Origin of the sequence: Methylobacterium organophilum (assembly GCF_022533465.1) — a bacterium.
In the GTDB taxonomy this organism is placed as follows: Bacteria; Pseudomonadota; Alphaproteobacteria; order Rhizobiales; family Beijerinckiaceae; genus Methylobacterium; species Methylobacterium organophilum.
Genome location: NZ_CP092848.1, coordinates 3,982,501 through 3,999,674, shown reverse-complemented (window position 1 = coordinate 3,999,674; position 17,174 = coordinate 3,982,501). Strand labels below are relative to the sequence as shown.

General features: G+C 71.6%; 15 protein-coding genes (1 of these 15 running past the window's edge). 8 read left to right on the top strand and 7 right to left on the bottom strand.

Annotated features, from left to right (window positions below):
* Positions 1–76: 76 nt before the first annotated feature.
* Positions 77–1,510: an NAD-dependent succinate-semialdehyde dehydrogenase gene (locus MMB17_RS18890; protein ID WP_241099302.1), complete on the top strand. Its 1,434-nt coding sequence runs from the start codon at positions 77–79 to the stop codon at positions 1,508–1,510.
* Between the two features lie 125 nt (positions 1,511–1,635).
* On the opposite strand, the gene MMB17_RS18885 is transcribed toward MMB17_RS18890, so the two are convergent.
* The 5 genes from MMB17_RS18885 to MMB17_RS18865 all read right to left on the bottom strand — a co-directional run bounded on the left by MMB17_RS18885 (position 1,636) and on the right by MMB17_RS18865 (position 7,470).
* Complete coding sequence (locus MMB17_RS18885; protein WP_241102237.1) at positions 1,636–3,327, bottom strand: methyl-accepting chemotaxis protein; 1,692 nt, start codon at positions 3,325–3,327, stop codon at positions 1,636–1,638.
* A gap of 199 nt (positions 3,328–3,526) precedes the next feature.
* Positions 3,527–3,895 (bottom strand): hypothetical protein, encoded by a 369-nt coding sequence (locus MMB17_RS18880; RefSeq protein WP_241099904.1) that lies wholly within the window; start codon positions 3,893–3,895, stop codon positions 3,527–3,529.
* A gap of 316 nt (positions 3,896–4,211) precedes the next feature.
* Positions 4,212–5,228 carry an LLM class flavin-dependent oxidoreductase gene (locus MMB17_RS18875; protein WP_241099903.1) on the bottom strand — a complete coding sequence of 339 codons (1,017 nt, stop codon included), beginning with the start codon at positions 5,226–5,228 and terminating at the stop codon, positions 4,212–4,214.
* A 182-nt stretch (positions 5,229–5,410) separates the two neighbouring features.
* On the bottom strand, positions 5,411–6,805 hold the full coding sequence (locus tag MMB17_RS18870) for a sensor histidine kinase (protein WP_241099902.1): 1,395 nt from the start codon (positions 6,803–6,805) through the stop codon (positions 5,411–5,413).
* Positions 6,802–7,470, bottom strand: a complete 669-nt coding sequence (locus tag MMB17_RS18865; protein ID WP_241099901.1) for a response regulator — start codon at positions 7,468–7,470, stop codon at positions 6,802–6,804. The genes MMB17_RS18870 and MMB17_RS18865 overlap by 4 nt, the downstream gene beginning before the upstream one ends.
* 143 nt (positions 7,471–7,613) lie before the next feature.
* Between MMB17_RS18865 and MMB17_RS18860 the strand changes: the two genes are divergently transcribed.
* Both MMB17_RS18860 and MMB17_RS18855 read left to right on the top strand, forming a co-directional pair.
* A complete protein-coding gene (locus tag MMB17_RS18860; protein ID WP_241099900.1) occupies positions 7,614–8,285 on the top strand; it encodes a DNA-binding protein in 672 nt (223 codons plus the stop codon).
* Between the two features lie 395 nt (positions 8,286–8,680).
* Positions 8,681–12,256, top strand: a complete 3,576-nt coding sequence (locus MMB17_RS18855; protein ID WP_241099899.1) for an autotransporter outer membrane beta-barrel domain-containing protein — start codon at positions 8,681–8,683, stop codon at positions 12,254–12,256.
* Between the two features lie 120 nt (positions 12,257–12,376).
* Here MMB17_RS18855 and MMB17_RS18850 read toward each other — a convergent pair whose 3' ends face one another.
* Both MMB17_RS18850 and MMB17_RS18845 read right to left on the bottom strand, forming a co-directional pair.
* Complete coding sequence (locus tag MMB17_RS18850; protein WP_241099898.1) at positions 12,377–13,045, bottom strand: thioredoxin domain-containing protein; 669 nt, start codon at positions 13,043–13,045, stop codon at positions 12,377–12,379.
* Between the two features lie 6 nt (positions 13,046–13,051).
* The gene (locus MMB17_RS18845) at positions 13,052–13,264 is read right to left on the bottom strand and encodes a hypothetical protein (protein WP_241099897.1); all 213 of its coding nucleotides are present in this window, start codon (positions 13,262–13,264) and stop codon (positions 13,052–13,054) included.
* A 167-nt stretch (positions 13,265–13,431) separates the two neighbouring features.
* Here MMB17_RS18845 and MMB17_RS18840 point away from each other — a divergent pair, with 167 nt between their 5' ends.
* From MMB17_RS18840 to MMB17_RS18820, 5 genes are all read left to right on the top strand, one after another.
* Complete coding sequence (locus tag MMB17_RS18840; protein WP_241099896.1) at positions 13,432–14,163, top strand: response regulator; 732 nt, start codon at positions 13,432–13,434, stop codon at positions 14,161–14,163.
* Positions 14,160–15,536, top strand: a complete 1,377-nt coding sequence (locus tag MMB17_RS18835) for a sensor histidine kinase (protein WP_241099895.1) — start codon at positions 14,160–14,162, stop codon at positions 15,534–15,536. Before MMB17_RS18840 ends, MMB17_RS18835 begins: the two co-directional genes overlap by 4 nt.
* A 161-nt stretch (positions 15,537–15,697) precedes the next feature.
* On the top strand, positions 15,698–15,970 hold the full coding sequence (locus MMB17_RS18830; RefSeq protein ID WP_241099894.1) for a GCG_CRPN prefix-to-repeats domain-containing protein: 273 nt from the start codon (positions 15,698–15,700) through the stop codon (positions 15,968–15,970).
* Between the two features lie 53 nt (positions 15,971–16,023).
* Positions 16,024–16,332, top strand: coding sequence for a GCG_CRPN prefix-to-repeats domain-containing protein (locus tag MMB17_RS18825; RefSeq protein WP_241099893.1), 309 nt, complete (start codon positions 16,024–16,026; stop codon positions 16,330–16,332).
* A gap of 149 nt (positions 16,333–16,481) precedes the next feature.
* On the top strand, positions 16,482–17,174 hold the 5' portion of the coding sequence (locus MMB17_RS18820; RefSeq protein WP_241099892.1) for a phosphoribosylaminoimidazolesuccinocarboxamide synthase. 309 nt of this gene lie beyond the right edge of the window; the window shows 693 of its 1,002 coding nt (coding positions 1–693); the start codon lies at positions 16,482–16,484; its stop codon lies beyond the right edge, outside the window.

Sequence of the window (17,174 nt, the reverse complement as noted above, 5' to 3'; positions counted from 1 at the left end):
GCGCGAGACCCGAGAGACCCCTCATGGTGTCCCGGCCGGCGCGCGGCGCGGGCACGGGACAGGAATGCGAGCACCCATGGCCTATCCGAACACCGGACTGCAGATCGGTGGCGCCTGGATCGCGGCGGAAGCCCGCGCGGCGCTCCCGGTCGTCAACCCGGCCACCGGCGCGGTGATCGGGGCGGTCGCCAAGGCCACCGCCGACGATCTCGACCATGCGCTGGCCGCGGCCAAGCGCGGCTTCGCGGCCTGGCGGGCCGTCTCCGCCCTCGAACGCGGGCTGATCCTGCGCCGGGCCGCCGATCTGCTGCGCGCGCGCGTCGAGACGATCGCCCGGCTGATGACCCTGGAACAGGGCAAGCCCCTGCGCGAGGCGCGGGTCGAGACGCTGGCCGCCGCCGACACCCTGGACTGGTTCGCCGAGGAGGGCCGGCGCGCCTATGGCCGGGTGATCCCGGCGCGGGCGGAAGGGGTGATGCAGACGGTGATCCGCGAGCCTGTCGGGCCGGTCGCCGCCTTCACGCCCTGGAACTTCCCGCTCAATCAGGCGGTGCGCAAGGTTGCCGCCGCCCTCTGCGTCGGCTGCAGCGTGATCCTGAAAGGGCCGGAGGATACGCCGGCGAGCTGCGCCGCGCTGGTGCAGGCGCTGCTCGATGCCGGCGTGCCGGGCGAGGCGCTCGGCCTGCTCTACGGCGATCCGGCCCCGATCTCGGCCTACCTGATCGCGGCGCCGGAGATCGCCAAGATCTCCTTCACCGGCTCGACCGCGGTCGGGAAGCTGCTCGCGACGCTGGCCGGCACCCACATGAAGCGGGTGACGATGGAGCTCGGCGGGCACGCTCCGGCGATCGTCTGCGCCGATGCCGATCTCGAACGGGCGGTCGAGATCCTGGCCGCCAACAAGTTCCGCAATGCCGGCCAGGTCTGCGTCGCGCCGACGCGCTTCCTCGTCGAGCGGCCGGTCTACGAGGACTTCGTCGAGCGCTTCGCCGCGCGGGCGGCGGCGATCACGGTCGGCGACGGCCTCGACGAGGCCACGCAGATGGGTCCGCTGATCCACGAGCGCCGCCGCCGCGCCGTGGAGGAGCTGATCGCCGAGGCCGAGGCCGCCGGCGGCCGGATCGTGACCGGGGGCCGCCGCCCGCACAACCAGGGCTTCTTCCTGGCACCGACGGTGCTCACCGAGGTGCCGACGACGGCCCGCATCCTGAACGAGGAGCCGTTCGGCCCGGTTGCGACGGTGGCGGCCTTCTCGGATCTGGACGAGGCGCTGGCCGAGGCCAACCGTCTGCCGTTCGGGCTGGCGGCCTATGCCTATACCCGGTCGAGCCGGACGGCGTCGCGGCTGGGGTCCGGCCTCGCCTGCGGCATGCTCGGCATCAACCATCACGGCCTGGGCCTGCCCGAGACGCCGTTCGGCGGGGTGGGCGATTCCGGCTACGGCAGCGAGGGCGGGCCGGAGGCCCTGGAAGGCTACCTCGCGACGAAGTTCATCACGATGGCAGCGTAGGGCTCTCCCCTCGCGACGGGATGCCCCTTGGCCGCCCTGCCGCGTCGACACCAAAACCCCGCCCTTCGGGGCGGGGTCGGGAAGCGTGCGATCGGGGCGGCTCCGAGCCGTCGTCGTGACGCGCCCTAGGCGGCGCGCACCGTCGCCAGGAAGCGCTGAACCTCGGCGGACAGATGCTCGGATTGGCGTGAGAGTTCCGAGGCCGATACCAGCACCTGGCTGGCCGCCGCGCCGGTTTCCTCCGAGGCCTGGGCCACGCCGGCGATGTTGTTCGTGACCTCCGTGGTGCCGTTCGAGGCCTCGGCCACGTTGCGCACGATCTCCTGCGTTGCGGAGCCCTGCTGCTCGACCGCGGCGGCAATGGTGGAGGCCACGGCGTTGATCTCCTGGATCCGTGCCGTGATCGCGCCGATCGCACTGACGGCCTGCCCGGTGGAGCCTTGCACCTCGCCGATCTGACGGGCGATCTCGTCCGTGGCCTGGGCGGTCTGGCTGGCGAGTTCCTTGACCTCGGCGGCGACCACCGCGAAGCCGCGCCCCGCCTCGCCGGCCCGGGCCGCCTCTATGGTGGCGTTCAGGGCGAGCAGATTGGTCTGCCCCGCCACGGTCGAGATCAGCTGAACCACGTCCCCGATCTTCGCCACGGCCGTGCTCAGGTCATGCACCAGGGAGGCGGTCTGATCGGCCTCGCCGACCGCCTGCCGGGCGAGATCCGACGAGCCGGAGACCTGCCGGCTGATCTCCTGCACCGAAGCGCCGAGTTCCTCGGCCGCCGACGCGACCGTGCTGACATTGGCCGAAGCCTCCTCGGCCGCCTCTGCGACGGTGCTCGACTGGCTGGCGGTCTGGGTCGCGGTCACGGTCATCTGCTGCGCGGTGGCCTGCAGCTCGGTCGCCGCGGACGAGACCAGCCCGACGATGCCGCCCACGGCCCGCTCGAACTCGTCCGCGAGTTCCATCATCGCGCGCTTGCGCTCGGCCGCGGCCGCGGCCTCCCCGATCTGCTTGCGCTCGGCCTCTTCGGCGGCCCTCTCGGCGACCATCGCCTTGATGCCCTCGACGGCCCGGCCCACGTCTCCGATCTCGTCGCCGCGCGCGGCCTCCTTGATCTCGGCCTCGATCTCGCCCCTGGCCATGCGCTGGAGGACGCCGACCAGGCTCCCGAGCGGGCGCGTGATCCCGAGGACGGAGATGAGCGCGGCGGCGATCAGACCGATCATCAGTCCCAGGGCGCTGAAGATCATGAGGTTGTGGCGGGTGGCGTTCGTCTGCACGGTCAGGTCATCGGACGCCCGCTGCACGTAAGCGACGATCTGGTCGCTCAGCTTGCCGGTGTCCTTGGCAAGATCCAGGAAGATCGGATCGACCGCGCGGTGCATGAGCGCCAGCGCGTCGCCGTTGCGCTGCAGGTTTGCCAGGCGGGCCGCCTCGGAGGCTTCGAGAACGAAGGCTTCGATCCGCTTTTCGAGATCGGCGATGTCCGATCCGAACGTGGGTGCTTTCGCTTTCAGGTTCTCGAAGTCCTTGCGCAGCGCCGGCCGTGCCCTGTCGAAGCCGGCGCTGGCCCGTTTCATCTCCTCCGTGTCGGTCTCGGCAATGAGGCGGTAGATCCAGTAGTTCAGCTCGAAGAGGCGTCGATCGATACGCTGCGCTGTCGCCTCGGCACGGGCGTCACGCTCGAGATACACCGTGTAGGCGTCGTCGATCCCCGTCATGCGCGCCTGCGCATACCAGATACAGGCGCCGACGGTCAGTCCGATCAGGACAATAGCCAGCGAAAGCTTGGGAAGGATTCGAAACCGAGCCAGCAGCGGCATGCAGACCTCAATCATGACAGATCGTGGCTTGATGCAATAGGTTCTGCTCTGGTCCCATTAATATGATCTGCTCAAATCTCCGTATTAATTCATGCCTAAATAGAAATTCCGCAAAAGCACATGTAATAGTTGTTTTGGTGGAATGGTGCATGGTCGCGCCATTGGCCGTTCACGCACCGTCTCGCCTATGTTCAAGACTTCACCATCCCCGGCCGCAGAACCGCACCGGCTCCGATCGATCGCCTCCGGGAGGCAGCCCGGCGGGATCATGGGACGGCTCCTGCAGAGCCGGTCGGGCGGCCATGCGATGGTTCGCGCCTTTCGGCGGCCCTGCACGGCGGGCCGAAGCCTGTCCGTTCGAGGCCGCCAGGACGTCGAGCCTCACCGTGGCGCGATCGTCCTCGGCCGGACCGTCCAGAGACGCCACGGGCGAGCCCGCCTCTGCCGTCGCGGCAAGCGTGTGCAGGATCAGGTCTTCGAGGACGACCTCCATCGACAGGCCCGTCCTGCGGGCGTGCCGGGACAACAGCTCGTAGGCCGCGGCGGATGTGCGAATACGATGGGTCATGCGACGCGCCCCGAACCCTTGCCAGCGCAGGATGTGCGGGTGAACGGCCACGCTGGTGCTTGGCTCCCTCAAAGGGTCTCGCGCCTGCCGGGATGGGAAAGGAAACGTTGCGCAGCCAACCATCGGTCCGTGCCGTTCCGATATCGCGCCTGACGGCCAGGGTTCGGGGCGCCTCGTCTTCCCCGCGCATCCCGGGATCCGCGGGAGGCGCATCACCGGGCGCTGCCGTCTCCGGCCGGAGGCCATCCTGCGTCGTGCGATCCTGCCTCCGCCGGCGCGCAGAGGATCCGAACCCGGCGAAGCCGTTCCCCGAGGCTCACCGCCAGCCGAGCGCCGGGGCGACCTGCGTCAGGATGGTCTCGATGACGTGGGCATTGTAGGCCACGCCCAGCTGGTTCGGTACCGTGAGGAGGAGCGTGTCGGCCTCGGCGATCGCCGCGTCGGCCCGGAGCGCCTCGACCAGGGCCTCGGGCTCCGCGGCGTAGGAGCGTCCGAAGACCGCCCGCATGTTGTCGATGATGCCGATCTGATCGCTGCTCTCGCCGCGCCCGAAATAGGCGCGGTCGAGGTCGTTCACGAGGGCGAAGATCGACCGGGAGACGGAGACCCGCGGCTCCCGCGCATGGCCCGCCGCCTTCCAGGCCTGCCGGTAGCGGCGGATCTGCTGGGCCTGCTGGATGTGGAACGGCTCGCCGGTCTCGTCCGCCTTGAGGGTCGAGCTCTGCAGGTTCATCCCCTGCCCCGCCGCCCATACGGCGGTGGCGTCGGACGCGGAGCCCCACCAGATCCGCTCGCGCAAGCCTTCGGAGTGCGGTTCGAGGCGCAGCCGTCCCGGCGGGTTGGGAAACATCGGTCGCGGATGGGGTTGGGCGAAGCCCTCCCCCTTCAGCAGGTCGAGAAACACCTCGGCATGCCGGCGGCCCATCGCCGCGTCGCTCTCGCCCTCGGCCGGCGCGTAGCCGAAATGCCGCCAGCCCTCGACGACCTGCTCGGGGGAGCCTCGGCTGATGCCGAGCTGCAGGCGCCCGCCCGAGATCAGATCCGCCGAGCCGGCATCCTCGGCCATGTAGAACGGGTTCTCGTAGCGCATGTCGATGACGCCGGTGCCGATCTCGATGCGCCGGGTCCTGGCGCCGATCGCGGCGAGCAGCGGAAAGGGCGAGGCGAGCTGCCGGGCGAAATGATGGACCCGGAAATAGGCGCCGTCCGCTCCGAGTTCCTCGGCCGCCACGGCGAGGTCGATCGACTGCAACAGGGTGTCGCGCGCCGAACGCGTCGCCGAGGGCGATGTCGGCGACCAATGCCCGAAGGACAGGAACCCGATCTTCTTCATCGCTTCACTCGTTTCACGGCCCGGCGCGACTCCCTTACGCCACCGGCTCGGCCGCGCGAAATGAGCGGACTATTCCCATGAGCGGATGGTCTGCCTGCGCCGCAAGAGCTGCGCCATGACCGACCATCGATCTGCCGGATCCCGTCGGTGTTTCCTGGGAGGACTGCGCGGCGGCACGGCGATTACGCCGGCAAGGTCAGGCGTGCTTCGAGCCCGCCGAATTCGGATGCCGCGAGCGCGACGGACCCGCCATAGAGCTCGGCCAGCTCCATGGCGATGGGCAGGCCGAACCCGTGGCCGGGCCGGCTCTCGTCGAGGCGGCGGCCTCGCATCATCGCCTCGGCTCTGGCGGCCTCGTCCAGGCCCGGCCCGTCATCCTCGACCCGGACGACGACAGCGCCGTCTTGGCGCGCCGCCCGGATCCGCACGCGCCCACGGCACCATTTGCACGCATTCTCGGTCAGATTTCCCAACATCTCGTCGAGATCCTGCGGGTCGCAGGCGACCGTGAGACCGTCGGGCACCGCGGTGACGATGTCGATGTCCTTGTCGGCATGGAGGCGTACCAGCGCCATCGCCAGGTCGGCCACCTGCGCGGCGAGGTCGGCCCTGATCCGGGAGGGGCCGGCGATGGCGGCGGCCCGGGCACGGCGCAGGTGATGGCGGATGCGCCGGTCCATGCCCTCGACATGCCGCGCCAGGCCGAGATCGCGCTCGGAGCCGGTCTCGGCGAGCGCCATCGCCAGGGTCGCCAGCGGCGTCTTGAGGCCATGGGCCAGGTTCGCGACATGAGCCCGGGCATGCTCCAGATTGGCCGCGTTCTGGGCGAGCAGCGCGTTCATCTCGGCGACCAGGGGCCGGACCTCGGCCGGCTGCGGACCGGGCAGCCGGTCGAGCCCGCCGGCCCGCACCGCCGCGAGCTGGTCGCGCAGCCGGTGCAGCGGGCGCAACCCGAGGCGGATCTGGAAGACGACGCCGGCGAAGAGGAACAACCCGATCAGTCCGAGGCAGACGGCCAGCGTCCGCAAGGCCTCCAGGACCGGCCCGCGCAGGGCCGCGGACGGGGCCGAGGCGGCGTAGACGGTCGGAGGCGCGCCGCCCTGACCCGGCACGGCCAGCACCCGCAGGATCAGGCTGTCGCCCCACGGGCCGATGCCGTCCGCGGATACCGGGGCATCGTCCGCCCGGCGCTCCGCCGGCAGCGCCGGAACGGCGAGAGCCCGGCTCTCCAGGGAATCGGAGCGCAGAACCGCCTCGCCGCGGCGCACCTGCCAGTACCAGCCGGAGCGGGGCCGGTCGAAGGGCGGTCCATCGCGGTCGCGCCCCAGGGACAAGCCGCCTCCGGCCGCCGGGCGCAGGTCCGAGACCAGGGACAGAAGGCGGTCGTCGAGCCGGCCGTCGACCTGCCCGCGGACGAAGCGGTGCAGGATGAAGCCGATGGACAGGCCGGCAGCGACGAGCGCGATCCCCAGGAACGCGCCCGCCGCCAGCAGGAGGCGGCGCTGAAGGGAGCCGGACCTGCCGAACGGCCGCAGCCGCGACGGCAACCAGGCGCGGGACGGCGCCGGCGGATTCACGCGGCGCCCGTCGGCATCAGCCGGTAGCCGTACCCGCGCACGGTCTCGATCGCGGCCGGGGCGATCTTGCGGCGAAGCCGCGTGATGATGACCTCGACCGAGTTGGAATCGACCTCGGCGTCGCCGTCATAGACCCGCTCGATCAACTGCCCGCGGGGCACCACCGCCTCCTTGCGCAGGATGAGCGTGCACAGCACCCGCCATTCGAGCCCGGTCAGGCGCAGGGGCAACCCGTCATGCTCGAAGGTGCCGAGGCCGGCGTCGAAGGTGAGCGGGCCGCAGGCGACCCGGGCGGCGCCGTTGGCCTGGGCGCGGCGCATCAGGGCCCGCAGCCGCATCACGAGTTCCTCCACCCGGAACGGCTTGACGAGGTAGTCGTCGGCGCCGGCCTTGAAGCCCGCGACCTTGTCGCTCCAGCCGTCGCGCGCCGTGAGGACGAGGACCGGCATGGTACGCCCGGCGGCCCGCCAGCCCTGCAGCACCGAGACGCCGTCGCGCTGGGGCAGGCCGAGATCGAGCACGACCGCATCGTAGGCCTCGGTCTCGCCCAGGTGCCCCGCATCCACGCCGTCCCGCGCCAAGTCGAGGGCGAAGCCTTCGGTGCGCAGAACCTTGGCGAGCTCTGCGGCGAGCGCCTCGTCGTCCTCGACCAGCAGGATCTTCATCGCGACCCCTTCCCCCCTTGATGGCGCCCCTATCGGTGGCCCTTTAACCGAACCTGAACGAAGTGGTTCAGGGTGGGTTTCGGCCCCTGTCCTAGACGTTGGCCACCCGAGAGGAACGACAACGAACAGGAAAGCCAATCATCATGAGCGACGACAAGACTATCGAGGGTCAGGCGCAGGAGATGCCGCAGCAGGCGGGGTCCCCGGCCCGGCCCCATCGGAACCGGCGCGGTCTCGTGGTCGGTGCCATCGCCGCGCCGCTCGCCCTCGGCGCCATCGGCCTCTCCCTGGCCAAGCCCGGCCCGTCGGTGGCGCCCACGCCGGTGGCACCGAGCGCGATCTCGGCGCTGGCCCCGTCCGGCGCCATCGCGGCCAGGGGCGAGGTCGCCGAGGTCTTCGGCAACAAGTTCGTCATCCAGGACGCCACCGGTCGCGCCCTGGTCGAGACCGGCCGCGACGGGGAGGACGGCAAGCTCGTCACGAAGGGCGAGACCGTCACCGTCCAGGGCCGCTTCGAGAAGGGCTTCCTGCACGCCAAGCTGATCACCGGCGCGGACGGCAAGCAGACCGTCCTCGGCCGGCCCGGCGGCCCGCCGCCCGGGACCGCGGACTGGGCGAAGGACAGGATCGGCCTCGGCCCCGCGCTCGACCTGCCCGGGCTGACCGCGGCGGTCGAGAAGGCCGGCTACGGCGATGTCCGGATCATCGGCCGCGGCCCCCGCCACCTGGAGGTCGCCGCCAAGGGCCCGGACGGCGGCGAGCGCCTGCTCCATGTCGACTTCGACGGTCGCATCCGCGAGCGGCCGCTGCTCTGACGCCGCCCTAATCGGGCGCGCCGCGCGCGAAGGTGAGCCGACGAACCGTCGGCTCGTCCTCGCGGAGAGGGCCTGCCGTCGCTCGCCGCGCCTCCGCAGGACGGGCCAAGCCGGACGCGCCGAGCCGCAGAGCGCTCATGGTTGCGCATGGCAGAAAAGACCCTCGACGCCAGCTTTCTCGGAGAAAACCATCGAAGATCTCGATCATGTTGCCGTAAGATCACAGTGTTATGCAACTAAAAAATGTGACTTGCATGTCACATCCGCGTCATCCGCCAAGATTAATGCGCCCTCAAGGCCAATAGATAGGCCATGAGTGGGTCATGATGAAGAAATTTATTTCGCTTTTGCTCGCATCGACGGGTATGATTCCGATCGGTGCCCTCGCACAACAGGTGCCGACTGCGCCCGGCATCGGGTTCGCGAACAGCACCTCGGTCAATCCGGGAACCGTGATCCCGCGCCTCCTCGACGCCTATGTCGGGCTGATGGCCGGCAATCCTGCGGTCCTGACGCAGAACTATCAGACCGTCATTGCCATGACCCAGGGCCGGACGGCGGATCAGACGCTGGCCGCGATCCATGACGACCGGACCGGCCAAGCCTACAGCATCCTGAACGGGCTCGGGCCGCTGACCTCCGCCTATCTCACCGGGGCAGGCGCCAGCTTCACCGGCACGAAGCCGAACGCCCTGACCCCGACGACCTACGCGACGACCAAGCTTTCGGATTACGCCGCCAACCTCAACGCCGGCTCCGACGCCAATGGCGGGAGCACGACCTTCGGCAACGGCAGCGCCACCCCTCTCGCTGCGGCGGTCGCCTTTATCGACAACACGGTCCGGGCCAACGCCTCCACCGAGCCTTCGAAGCGCGTCTTCGGACGCTTCCAGGGCGCCAACCCGGCGATCGATCCCCTGGACCCCCGCTTCAACACCTACAACGCCGCGACGAACAAGCGGGGCCTGTCGGCCGCCGACACGGCCGGCATGGTCGTGCCGGGCTATCTGTCGAACTTCACGGTGCCGGCGGTCTACGGGACGACGGAACGCTGGGTGAAGGGCTTCACCGTCACCCAGGCGATGATCGACGCCAATGGCGGGCGTCCGCTGACGGCGCCCAATGTCGGGTCCTACGATTCGACCGGCGCCTTCACGCCCACGACCTTCGGCGTCGGCGACTACGTCCCGGGCATCGGCACCTCCCCGCGCCCGTTCCGGGTCTCGACCGGCGTGGCCGTGCCGACGCTGCTGAATCCGCGGGTCAACGGCACCAACGCCTACGCGGATGGCGGCTTCCCGAGCGGCCACACCAATTCCGGCTATCTCCAGGCCCTCGGCGTCGGCTTCCTCGTGCCGCAGCGCTGGCAGGAGATGCTGACGCGGGCCTCCGAACTCGGCAACAACCGCATCCTGGCCGGCATGCACTCGCCCCTCGACGTGATGGGCGGCCGGATGCAGGCGACGGCCATCGCCGCCACCAACATCTATGCCGCGCTCTACGACGACCAGGGCAACCGGGTCGACTGGACGAACCCCGCCAACACCAAGGCCTATGCCGTCTACCAGGCCTACCAGCAGACCCAGGCCTATCTGGCGGCGAGCTGTGGCGCGGTGAGCGTCAATGCCTGCCTCGCCAACGCCGCGGCCTCCGGGACCGCCGATGCCTTCGGCGATGCCGCCCGGAACAAGGCCGATTACACTGCGCGCCTGACCTACGGCTTCCAGCCCGTCGGCCCGAGCGCGCCGATGACCGCGGCGGAGGTGCCGGTCCAGGCGCAGGTTCTGCTGCTGACCCGCTTCCCCTACCTAACGGATGCGCAGCGCCGGGAGGTGCTGGCGACGACGGGGCTGCCCTCGGGCTACCCGCTCCTGAGCGGCAACACCTATGACGGCTGGGGCCGGCTCAACCTCTACACGGCCATGGACGGCTACGGCGCCTTCAACGGCACGGTCACCGTCACGATGGACGCGGCCCAGGGCGGCTACAGCGCCCTCGACACCTGGAAGAACGACATTTCCGGCAGCGGCGGCCTGACCAAGGCAGGCAGCGGCACGCTGATCCTGACCGGCCGGAACAGCTATGCCGGCGGCACCGCCGTGGCGGGCGGCACCCTGGTGGGCTCAGCAACGAGCTTCGGCTCCGGCGCCATCGTCGACAATGCTAGCCTGATCCTCGACCAGGCCGCCGACGCCGCCATGGCCAACCCGATCTCCGGCACGGGCAGCCTGACCAAGACCGGGGCCGGCACGCTCAGCCTCACCGGCACGAGCACCTTCACCGGCGCGACCGGCGTGGCCCAGGGCCGTCTGGCGGTGAATGGCAGCCTCGCCGGCTCCCTCGTCACCGTCGGCTCCGGGGCCAGCCTCGGCGGCACCGGCACGGTCGGCGGCGTCGTCGCGACCTCCGGCGCCACCGTGGCCCCGGGCAATTCCATCGGCACCCTGAACGTGGCCGGCGCCGTGACCTTCGCGGCCGGTTCCATCTACGGCGTCGAGGCCAACGCCTCCGGCCAGTCCGACCGGATCGCCGCCACCGGCAGCGCCACCCTCAACGGCGGCACCGTCCAGGTCACGGCGGCCGGCGGCACCTACGATCCGCGCACCCGCTATACCATCCTCACGGCGGCCGGCGGCGTGACGGGGCAGTTCGCGAACGTCACCGCGAATCTCGCCTTCCTCTATCCGACGCTGACCTATTCGGCGGATGCGGTCGCCCTGAACCTGACGCGTAACGACATCGCCTTCTCGACCATCGCCCAGAACCGGAACCAGGCCGGGGTGGCGGATGCGATCCAGGCCGGCGGCCCGAACACCGCCCCGTTCCAGCGCACCGTCGGCCTCACGGCCTCCGAGGCGCAGGCGGCCTTCCAGGCGCTCTCGGGCGACGTGCATGCCAGCACCGTCTCGACCTCCTACGCCACCGCCTTCTTCGTGCGCGAGGCCATCCTCGACCGCCTGCGCTGGGGCGCCACCCCCGGCACCGCCGAGGGCCTGAACTACGGCAGCCTGCCGGCGACCTACACCGCCGACCTGCCCGGCCGGGCGGCGCCGGTCGTCGCGATGCCCGCCCGCCTCCTCGACCCGCGGGTCTTCGGCCTCTGGGGCCAGGGCTTCGGCAGCTTCGGCACGGCGCGCTCGGACGGCAACGCGGCGGGCTTCGACCGCCAGATCTCGGGCTTCGCCCTCGGCGCCGATGTCAGGCTGGAGAACGGGATCAAGCTCGGCGTGGTCGGCGGCTACACCACCGCCAGCCTCGACACGACGGGCCGGCTGCAATCCGGCACGATCGAGGGCGCCTATGGCGGCGTCTACGGTGGCTACGAGGTCGGGCCGGTCTCGCTGCGGCTCGGCGCGACCTATGCCGATGACGGCATCCGCACCCGCCGCACCGTCGCAGTGGCGGGTCTCTCGGACTCGGCCGGCGCCCGCGCGGGCGGGGCGACGATCCAGGGCTTCGGCGAGATCGGCTACCGCTTCTTCCTCGGCGCGGAGGGGCCGGCGCCGCTCCTGTCGAAGGACGGCCCGGTGCCGGTCCAGGCAGCCGCCAGCTTCGTCGAGCCGTTCGTGGGCGGCTCCTATGTCGCGATCGGCCGCGACCGCTTCGTCGAGACCGGGGGCGTGGCGGCCCTGACGGGCTTTGCCCGCGACTACGACGTGGGCGCGGTCACCGCCGGCCTGCGCGGGCAGACCGCGCTCGGGTTCGAGGCCGGGGCGCCGCTCTCGGCCCACGGGCTGGTGGGCTACCGTCGCGCCTTCGGCGACGTGGTGCCGGCGGCCCTGCTGTCCTTCGGCAACGGCCCGACCTTCCTGAGCGCCGGCATCCCGATCGCCCGGGACGCCCTCGTGGCCGAGGCCGGGCTCGACCTGCGGGTGGCGCCGAACGCGACCCTCAGCGTGGCCTATACCGGCCAGGTCGGCGACCGGATCCAGGACCATGCGGTGAAGGGCAATTTCACCTGGCAGTTCTGACCTGCCGGCCTCCAGGCCGCGTCGCGACGGCCCCCGCGGATCGCGCGGGAGGCCGTCGCGGCGTCTCTCGGGTTGTTGGGACGGTATTCCGGCGGACCGGGGGACGCTCCCGGACTGCGCTCAGCCCGAGGCGGCGCGGATGGCCTCGCCGAGGGCTTCGGCCGTCGCCGCCCCGTCATGGCGGGTGTCGTTCACGTAGAATGTCGGCGTCGCATGGACGCCGAGCACCGAGGCCGCCCGCGTCTGGACGAGGGTCACCGCCTCGTAGAGGGCCTGGTCGTTCAGGGTCGCCTCGAAGCGCTCCCGGCTGAACCCGGCCTGGCGCATCAGGTCGCGAAGCGCGTCGAGGGGCTCGGGCACGAATGCCCAGAGGGCCTGCTTCTCGAACAGTAGGTCGGTGATCGCGTAGTAGTGGCGGTCGTCGCCCGCCCGGGCGAGCATGAAGCCGGCCGTGTCGAGCGGGCTCAGGGCGAAGCCGCGCAGGGCGAAGCGCAGCTGCCCGGTATCGACCCAGCGCGCCTTGAGGGCCGGCCAGGTCCGCGCGTGAAACGTCGCGCAATGCGTGCAGGTCACCGCGGCGTAGGCGATCAGCCTGACCTTCGCCGGCGGCGCGCCGATCCAGACATCGCCGAGCGGACCGGCGAGGGCGGCGTCGCCGACGGAGGGGGCGGGCGCCGTCCGGGACCCTGTCACCGCGGCCAGGCCGAGGGGCGCGAGCCCGACGGCCGCGGCGGCGAGCGCGGCGCGGCGGGTGATCCGGGGCGGTGTCGATCGTGGGACGGGGGCCATCCGATGCTAGGCTCCGCGGGTGAGGGGCGCCGGGGCGAGGCGTCCGTGCCGGTCGCCGCGAGAGGCCGCGACCCCGGGAGGGGCCTGCCCCGGGGCCGCGTGCACGGCCCGCGGGGCCGCCCTGGCGCCGCCACCGTGGCCCGTCATCGACGCGAGCACGCCCATGGCGAGGGCCGTCGCGACCTGCCAGAGCGGCGATGAGAGGTTGGATGACGCCATCTGTCCGTTCCTCCGGCGTCGCGCCGCCCGTGACCGGTTCGTTCGACGGGGCGCATCGTCGGATCTTCGAAATTCCGCCGTGTGACCGGGCGTGAAGCCCGTGTAACGTTTTGTGACAGCGGCCGCTTTCGCGTTGCCGGCGCGCGCGGGCCTCCTATGGTCGGTTCATGAACGACGGCACCACCATCGCCATCGTCGAGGACGATCCCGACATCCGTTCGCTGCTGGCGGGCTTTCTGGAGGGCGAGGGGTTCCGCGTCGTGGGCTTCGACGGCGGCGCGAGCCTCGACCGGAGGCTCGCGGCGGGGCCGGTGCCGGACCTGATCGTGCTCGACTGGATGCTGCCCGGCGAGGACGGCCTCTCGATCTGCCGCCGCCTGCGCGAGGCGGGCGGCCCGCCGATCATCATGCTGACGGCCAAGGACGAGGATATCGACCGGGTGCTCGGCCTGGAGATGGGGGCCGACGACTACGTCTCGAAGCCCTTCAACCCCCGCGTGCTGCTCGCCCGCATCCGCGCGGTCCTGCGCCGCTCCCTCGCGAACGGCGCACCGGCCTCCGAGGCCGAGCCCGAGAGGCTCGGCGTCGCCGATCTCGTCGTCGATCTCGCGGCGCGCCGGGTCACGAAGGGCGAGGCCGCCGAAGAGATCCTCCTCACGAGCGCCGAATACGACCTCCTGCATTGTTTCGTCACTCGCCCGCAGCGCGTGCTCTCGCGCGACCAGCTGCTCGACTGGACGCGCGGCCGGACCGCCGACGCCTTCGACCGCACCATCGACGTGCAGGTGAGCCGGCTGCGGCACAAGCTCGCCGCCGCCGGCAGCGGCGCGGCGGCCCTGCTCAAGACCGTGCGCAACGCCGGCTACATCCTGGCCGCCCCGGTGAAGCCCGCGCCATGATGGCGCGGATCGGCCTGCTCGGCCGGATCATGCTGCTCCTGCTCGGGGCGCTCTCGCTGCTCGTGCTCGTCACGGTCACGATCGACCGCTGGCAGATCGCGCACCGGCCCTTCCCCTGGGACAGCGGCTTCCCGCGCGTCGATCAGGCCGCGCATATCATGACCCTCCTGCGGGACACGGACCCCTCCCTGCGGCCGGCCATCCTGAGGGCGGTGAGCGGCGAGGCCTTGCGGGCCGAGATCGCCGACCAGCCCCCGCCGGAGGCCGCGCTGATCCGCGAGCCGCGCCTCGAGGCGCGGCTGCGGCGGCTGACGGGGGACACGGACGGCCGGATCGCGGCCTTCACCAGCAGCGCCCTGCTGCGCCGGGGCGTGGATGCGGCGGATGTCGGGGACCAGGACCGGCGCCTGCCGATCGGCAGCCTGTCGCTGGCGACCTACCGGCTCGCCGATGGCCGGATCCTCGTCATCTCCGCCATCGTCCGCCACCGCTCGCTCATGCCCTGGCTGCTCGGGCTGCCTGTGAGCCTCTGGGTGGCGATCCTGGGCGTGGCGGTGGCCGGTCTCGTCTTGGTCGGGGCGCGCCACGAACTCACGCCCCTGCGTCGCCTGACCGAAGCCGTGTCCCGGTTCGACGGCCGCGTGCCGGAGCCGGCCATCCCGCCCCAGGGCGCCCCGGAAATCCGGCATCTCGCCCGGGCCGTGCAGGCGATGCAGGAACGCATCGTCGGCCTGATGGCCGAGCGCTCGCTCCTGATCGGCGCCATCTCCCACGACCTCAAGACCTACCTGACGCGCCTGCGCCTGCGGGCCGAGGGCGTGTCGGAGCCGGAGCGGCGGGAGCGGCTGGTCGAGGACCTCGATGCGATGACGGCCCTGATCGACACCTCCCTCGGCTTCGCCCGGGGCACCGCCATCGGCGTGGAACGCTCGGCGGTCGATCTCGCCGACCTGGTCGCGGTGGAGGTCGCCGAGCAGGCGGCGCAGGGAATCGCGATCCGGCTGATCGGCGAGGACGTGCAGGATGCGGTGACCGTGGGGGACGCGGTCGCCCTGCGGCGCGTCCTCGCCAACCTGATCGAGAACGCCGTCAAGTTCCGCCGCTCCACCGTCGCCGTCACCGTGCGCCGCACCGGCGCGGTCTGCGCCGTCGTCGTCGAGGATGACGGGCCGGGCATTCCGGAGGCGGAGCGGCGGGCGGTGTTCAGCCCCTTCTACCGGGTCGAGCGCTCCCGGAGCCGGACGACCGGCGGCACCGGCCTCGGCCTCGCCATCGCGCGGCAGATCGCGGAGGCCCATGGCGGCACCGTCGCCGCCGAGGCCGGCGCCCTCGGCGGCGCGCGGCTCGTGCTCACCCTGCCCGCGCTCGCCTGAGGCCGCCCTCCGGCCCCGTTACAAAACGTTACGCCGACGCAGCGGCCCGTCACATCCGGGAAGGCGGCGTGGGCGAGCCTCCGTGCACCCGTCGCGGCGGTCCATGCCGCCGGGACCGAAGCCGGGGATCGGCCCCGGCCCCACGCGCAAGGAACCCGTCGATGAAGACCCTCGCCTCAACGGCTCTCCTCGTCCTCCCGCTGGCCGTGCTGGCGGCCCCGGTCTCGGCCCTGCCGCTGGTCCAGGATGCCGTGTCCGCCGGAGGCGGTGAGGCGCGGATCATCCAGGTCTATGGCGGCTGCGGCCCCTACGCGCATCGCGGCCCCTATGGCGGCTGCCGGCCCGGCGGGCAGTGGGGCGGCTATGTCCGCGGCGTGTCCTGCCCGGCGGGCTTCCACATCGGTCCCTATGGCCGCCGCTGCTGGCCGAACTGACCTCCCCGTCCACCCGGCCTCCGGCCCCGGGCCGGACGCGCAAGGAGCCCGTCATGATCCGCAAGCTCGCCCTGCCCTTCGCCCTCTCCCTGGGGCTTCTCGCCGCCGCCTCCGGCGCCGAGGCCCGGGACGGATGCGGCCCCGGCTTCCATCGCGGCTATTACGGCTGGTGCCGGCCGAATCTCGGCGTCCGCGCCTACGGCTACGGGCCGGTCTATCCCCGCTTCGGCTATCACCGCTGGTACGGTTACCGCTGGCATGACGGTTATCGCTACCGCTGGCACCGCGGCTACGCCTGGCATCACGGTGGTTTCCGCCATGCCGGCTGGCACGGCGGGTGGGGCTGGCATCGCCGCTGGTAGGCGAGCCCGCGACGAGGTCGGCTCGGGAAGATCCGGCGCCCGACCGGCCCTCCCCTCGCTTCCCGGAGGCGGACGGCCGCCTTTCCTGCTAGGAGGCTCGCTCGATTCTCCTTCCCGAACGAGCGGGCAAGAACGAGCGGGCAAGACGGATGAAGGCCATCGCTTCCCTCGCGCATTACGCGCATCACGTCCTGGACGATGCCGAGATCGCCGGGCTGCCGAACCGGTACCGGGGCAAGGTCCGCGACAATTACGACCTCCCCGACGGCCGCCGGATCCTCATCGCCACAGACCGGATCAGCGCCTTCGATCGCCCGCTCGCCGCCATCCCCTTCAAGGGGCAGGTGCTGACCCAGACGGCGCGCTTCTGGTTCGAGCGGACCGCCGATCTCTGCCCGAACCACGTGCTCGCCTATCCGGACCCGAACGTCGTCGTCGGACGCCGCCTCGCGATCCTGCCGGTCGAGATCGTGGTGCGCGGCTACCTCGCGGGCACGACCTCGACCTCGATCCTGACCCGCTACCAGCGCGGCGAGCGCGCGATGTACGGCCACCGCCTCCCCGACGGCCTGCGCCCGAACGAGCGCCTGGCGGAGCCGATCATCACGCCGACGACGAAGGCCGCGGACGGGGCGCATGACGAGCCCCTCACCGCGGCGGCGATCCTGGAGCAGGGGCTGCTCACCGCCGCGCAGTGGCGGACCGTGTCCGAGGCGGCCCTGGCCCTGTTCGCCCGCGGCCAGGCGCTCGCGGCCGAGCGCGGGCTCATCCTCGCCGACACCAAATACGAGTTCGGGACCGACCTGGAGGGACGGATCGTGCTCGCCGACGAGGTCCATACC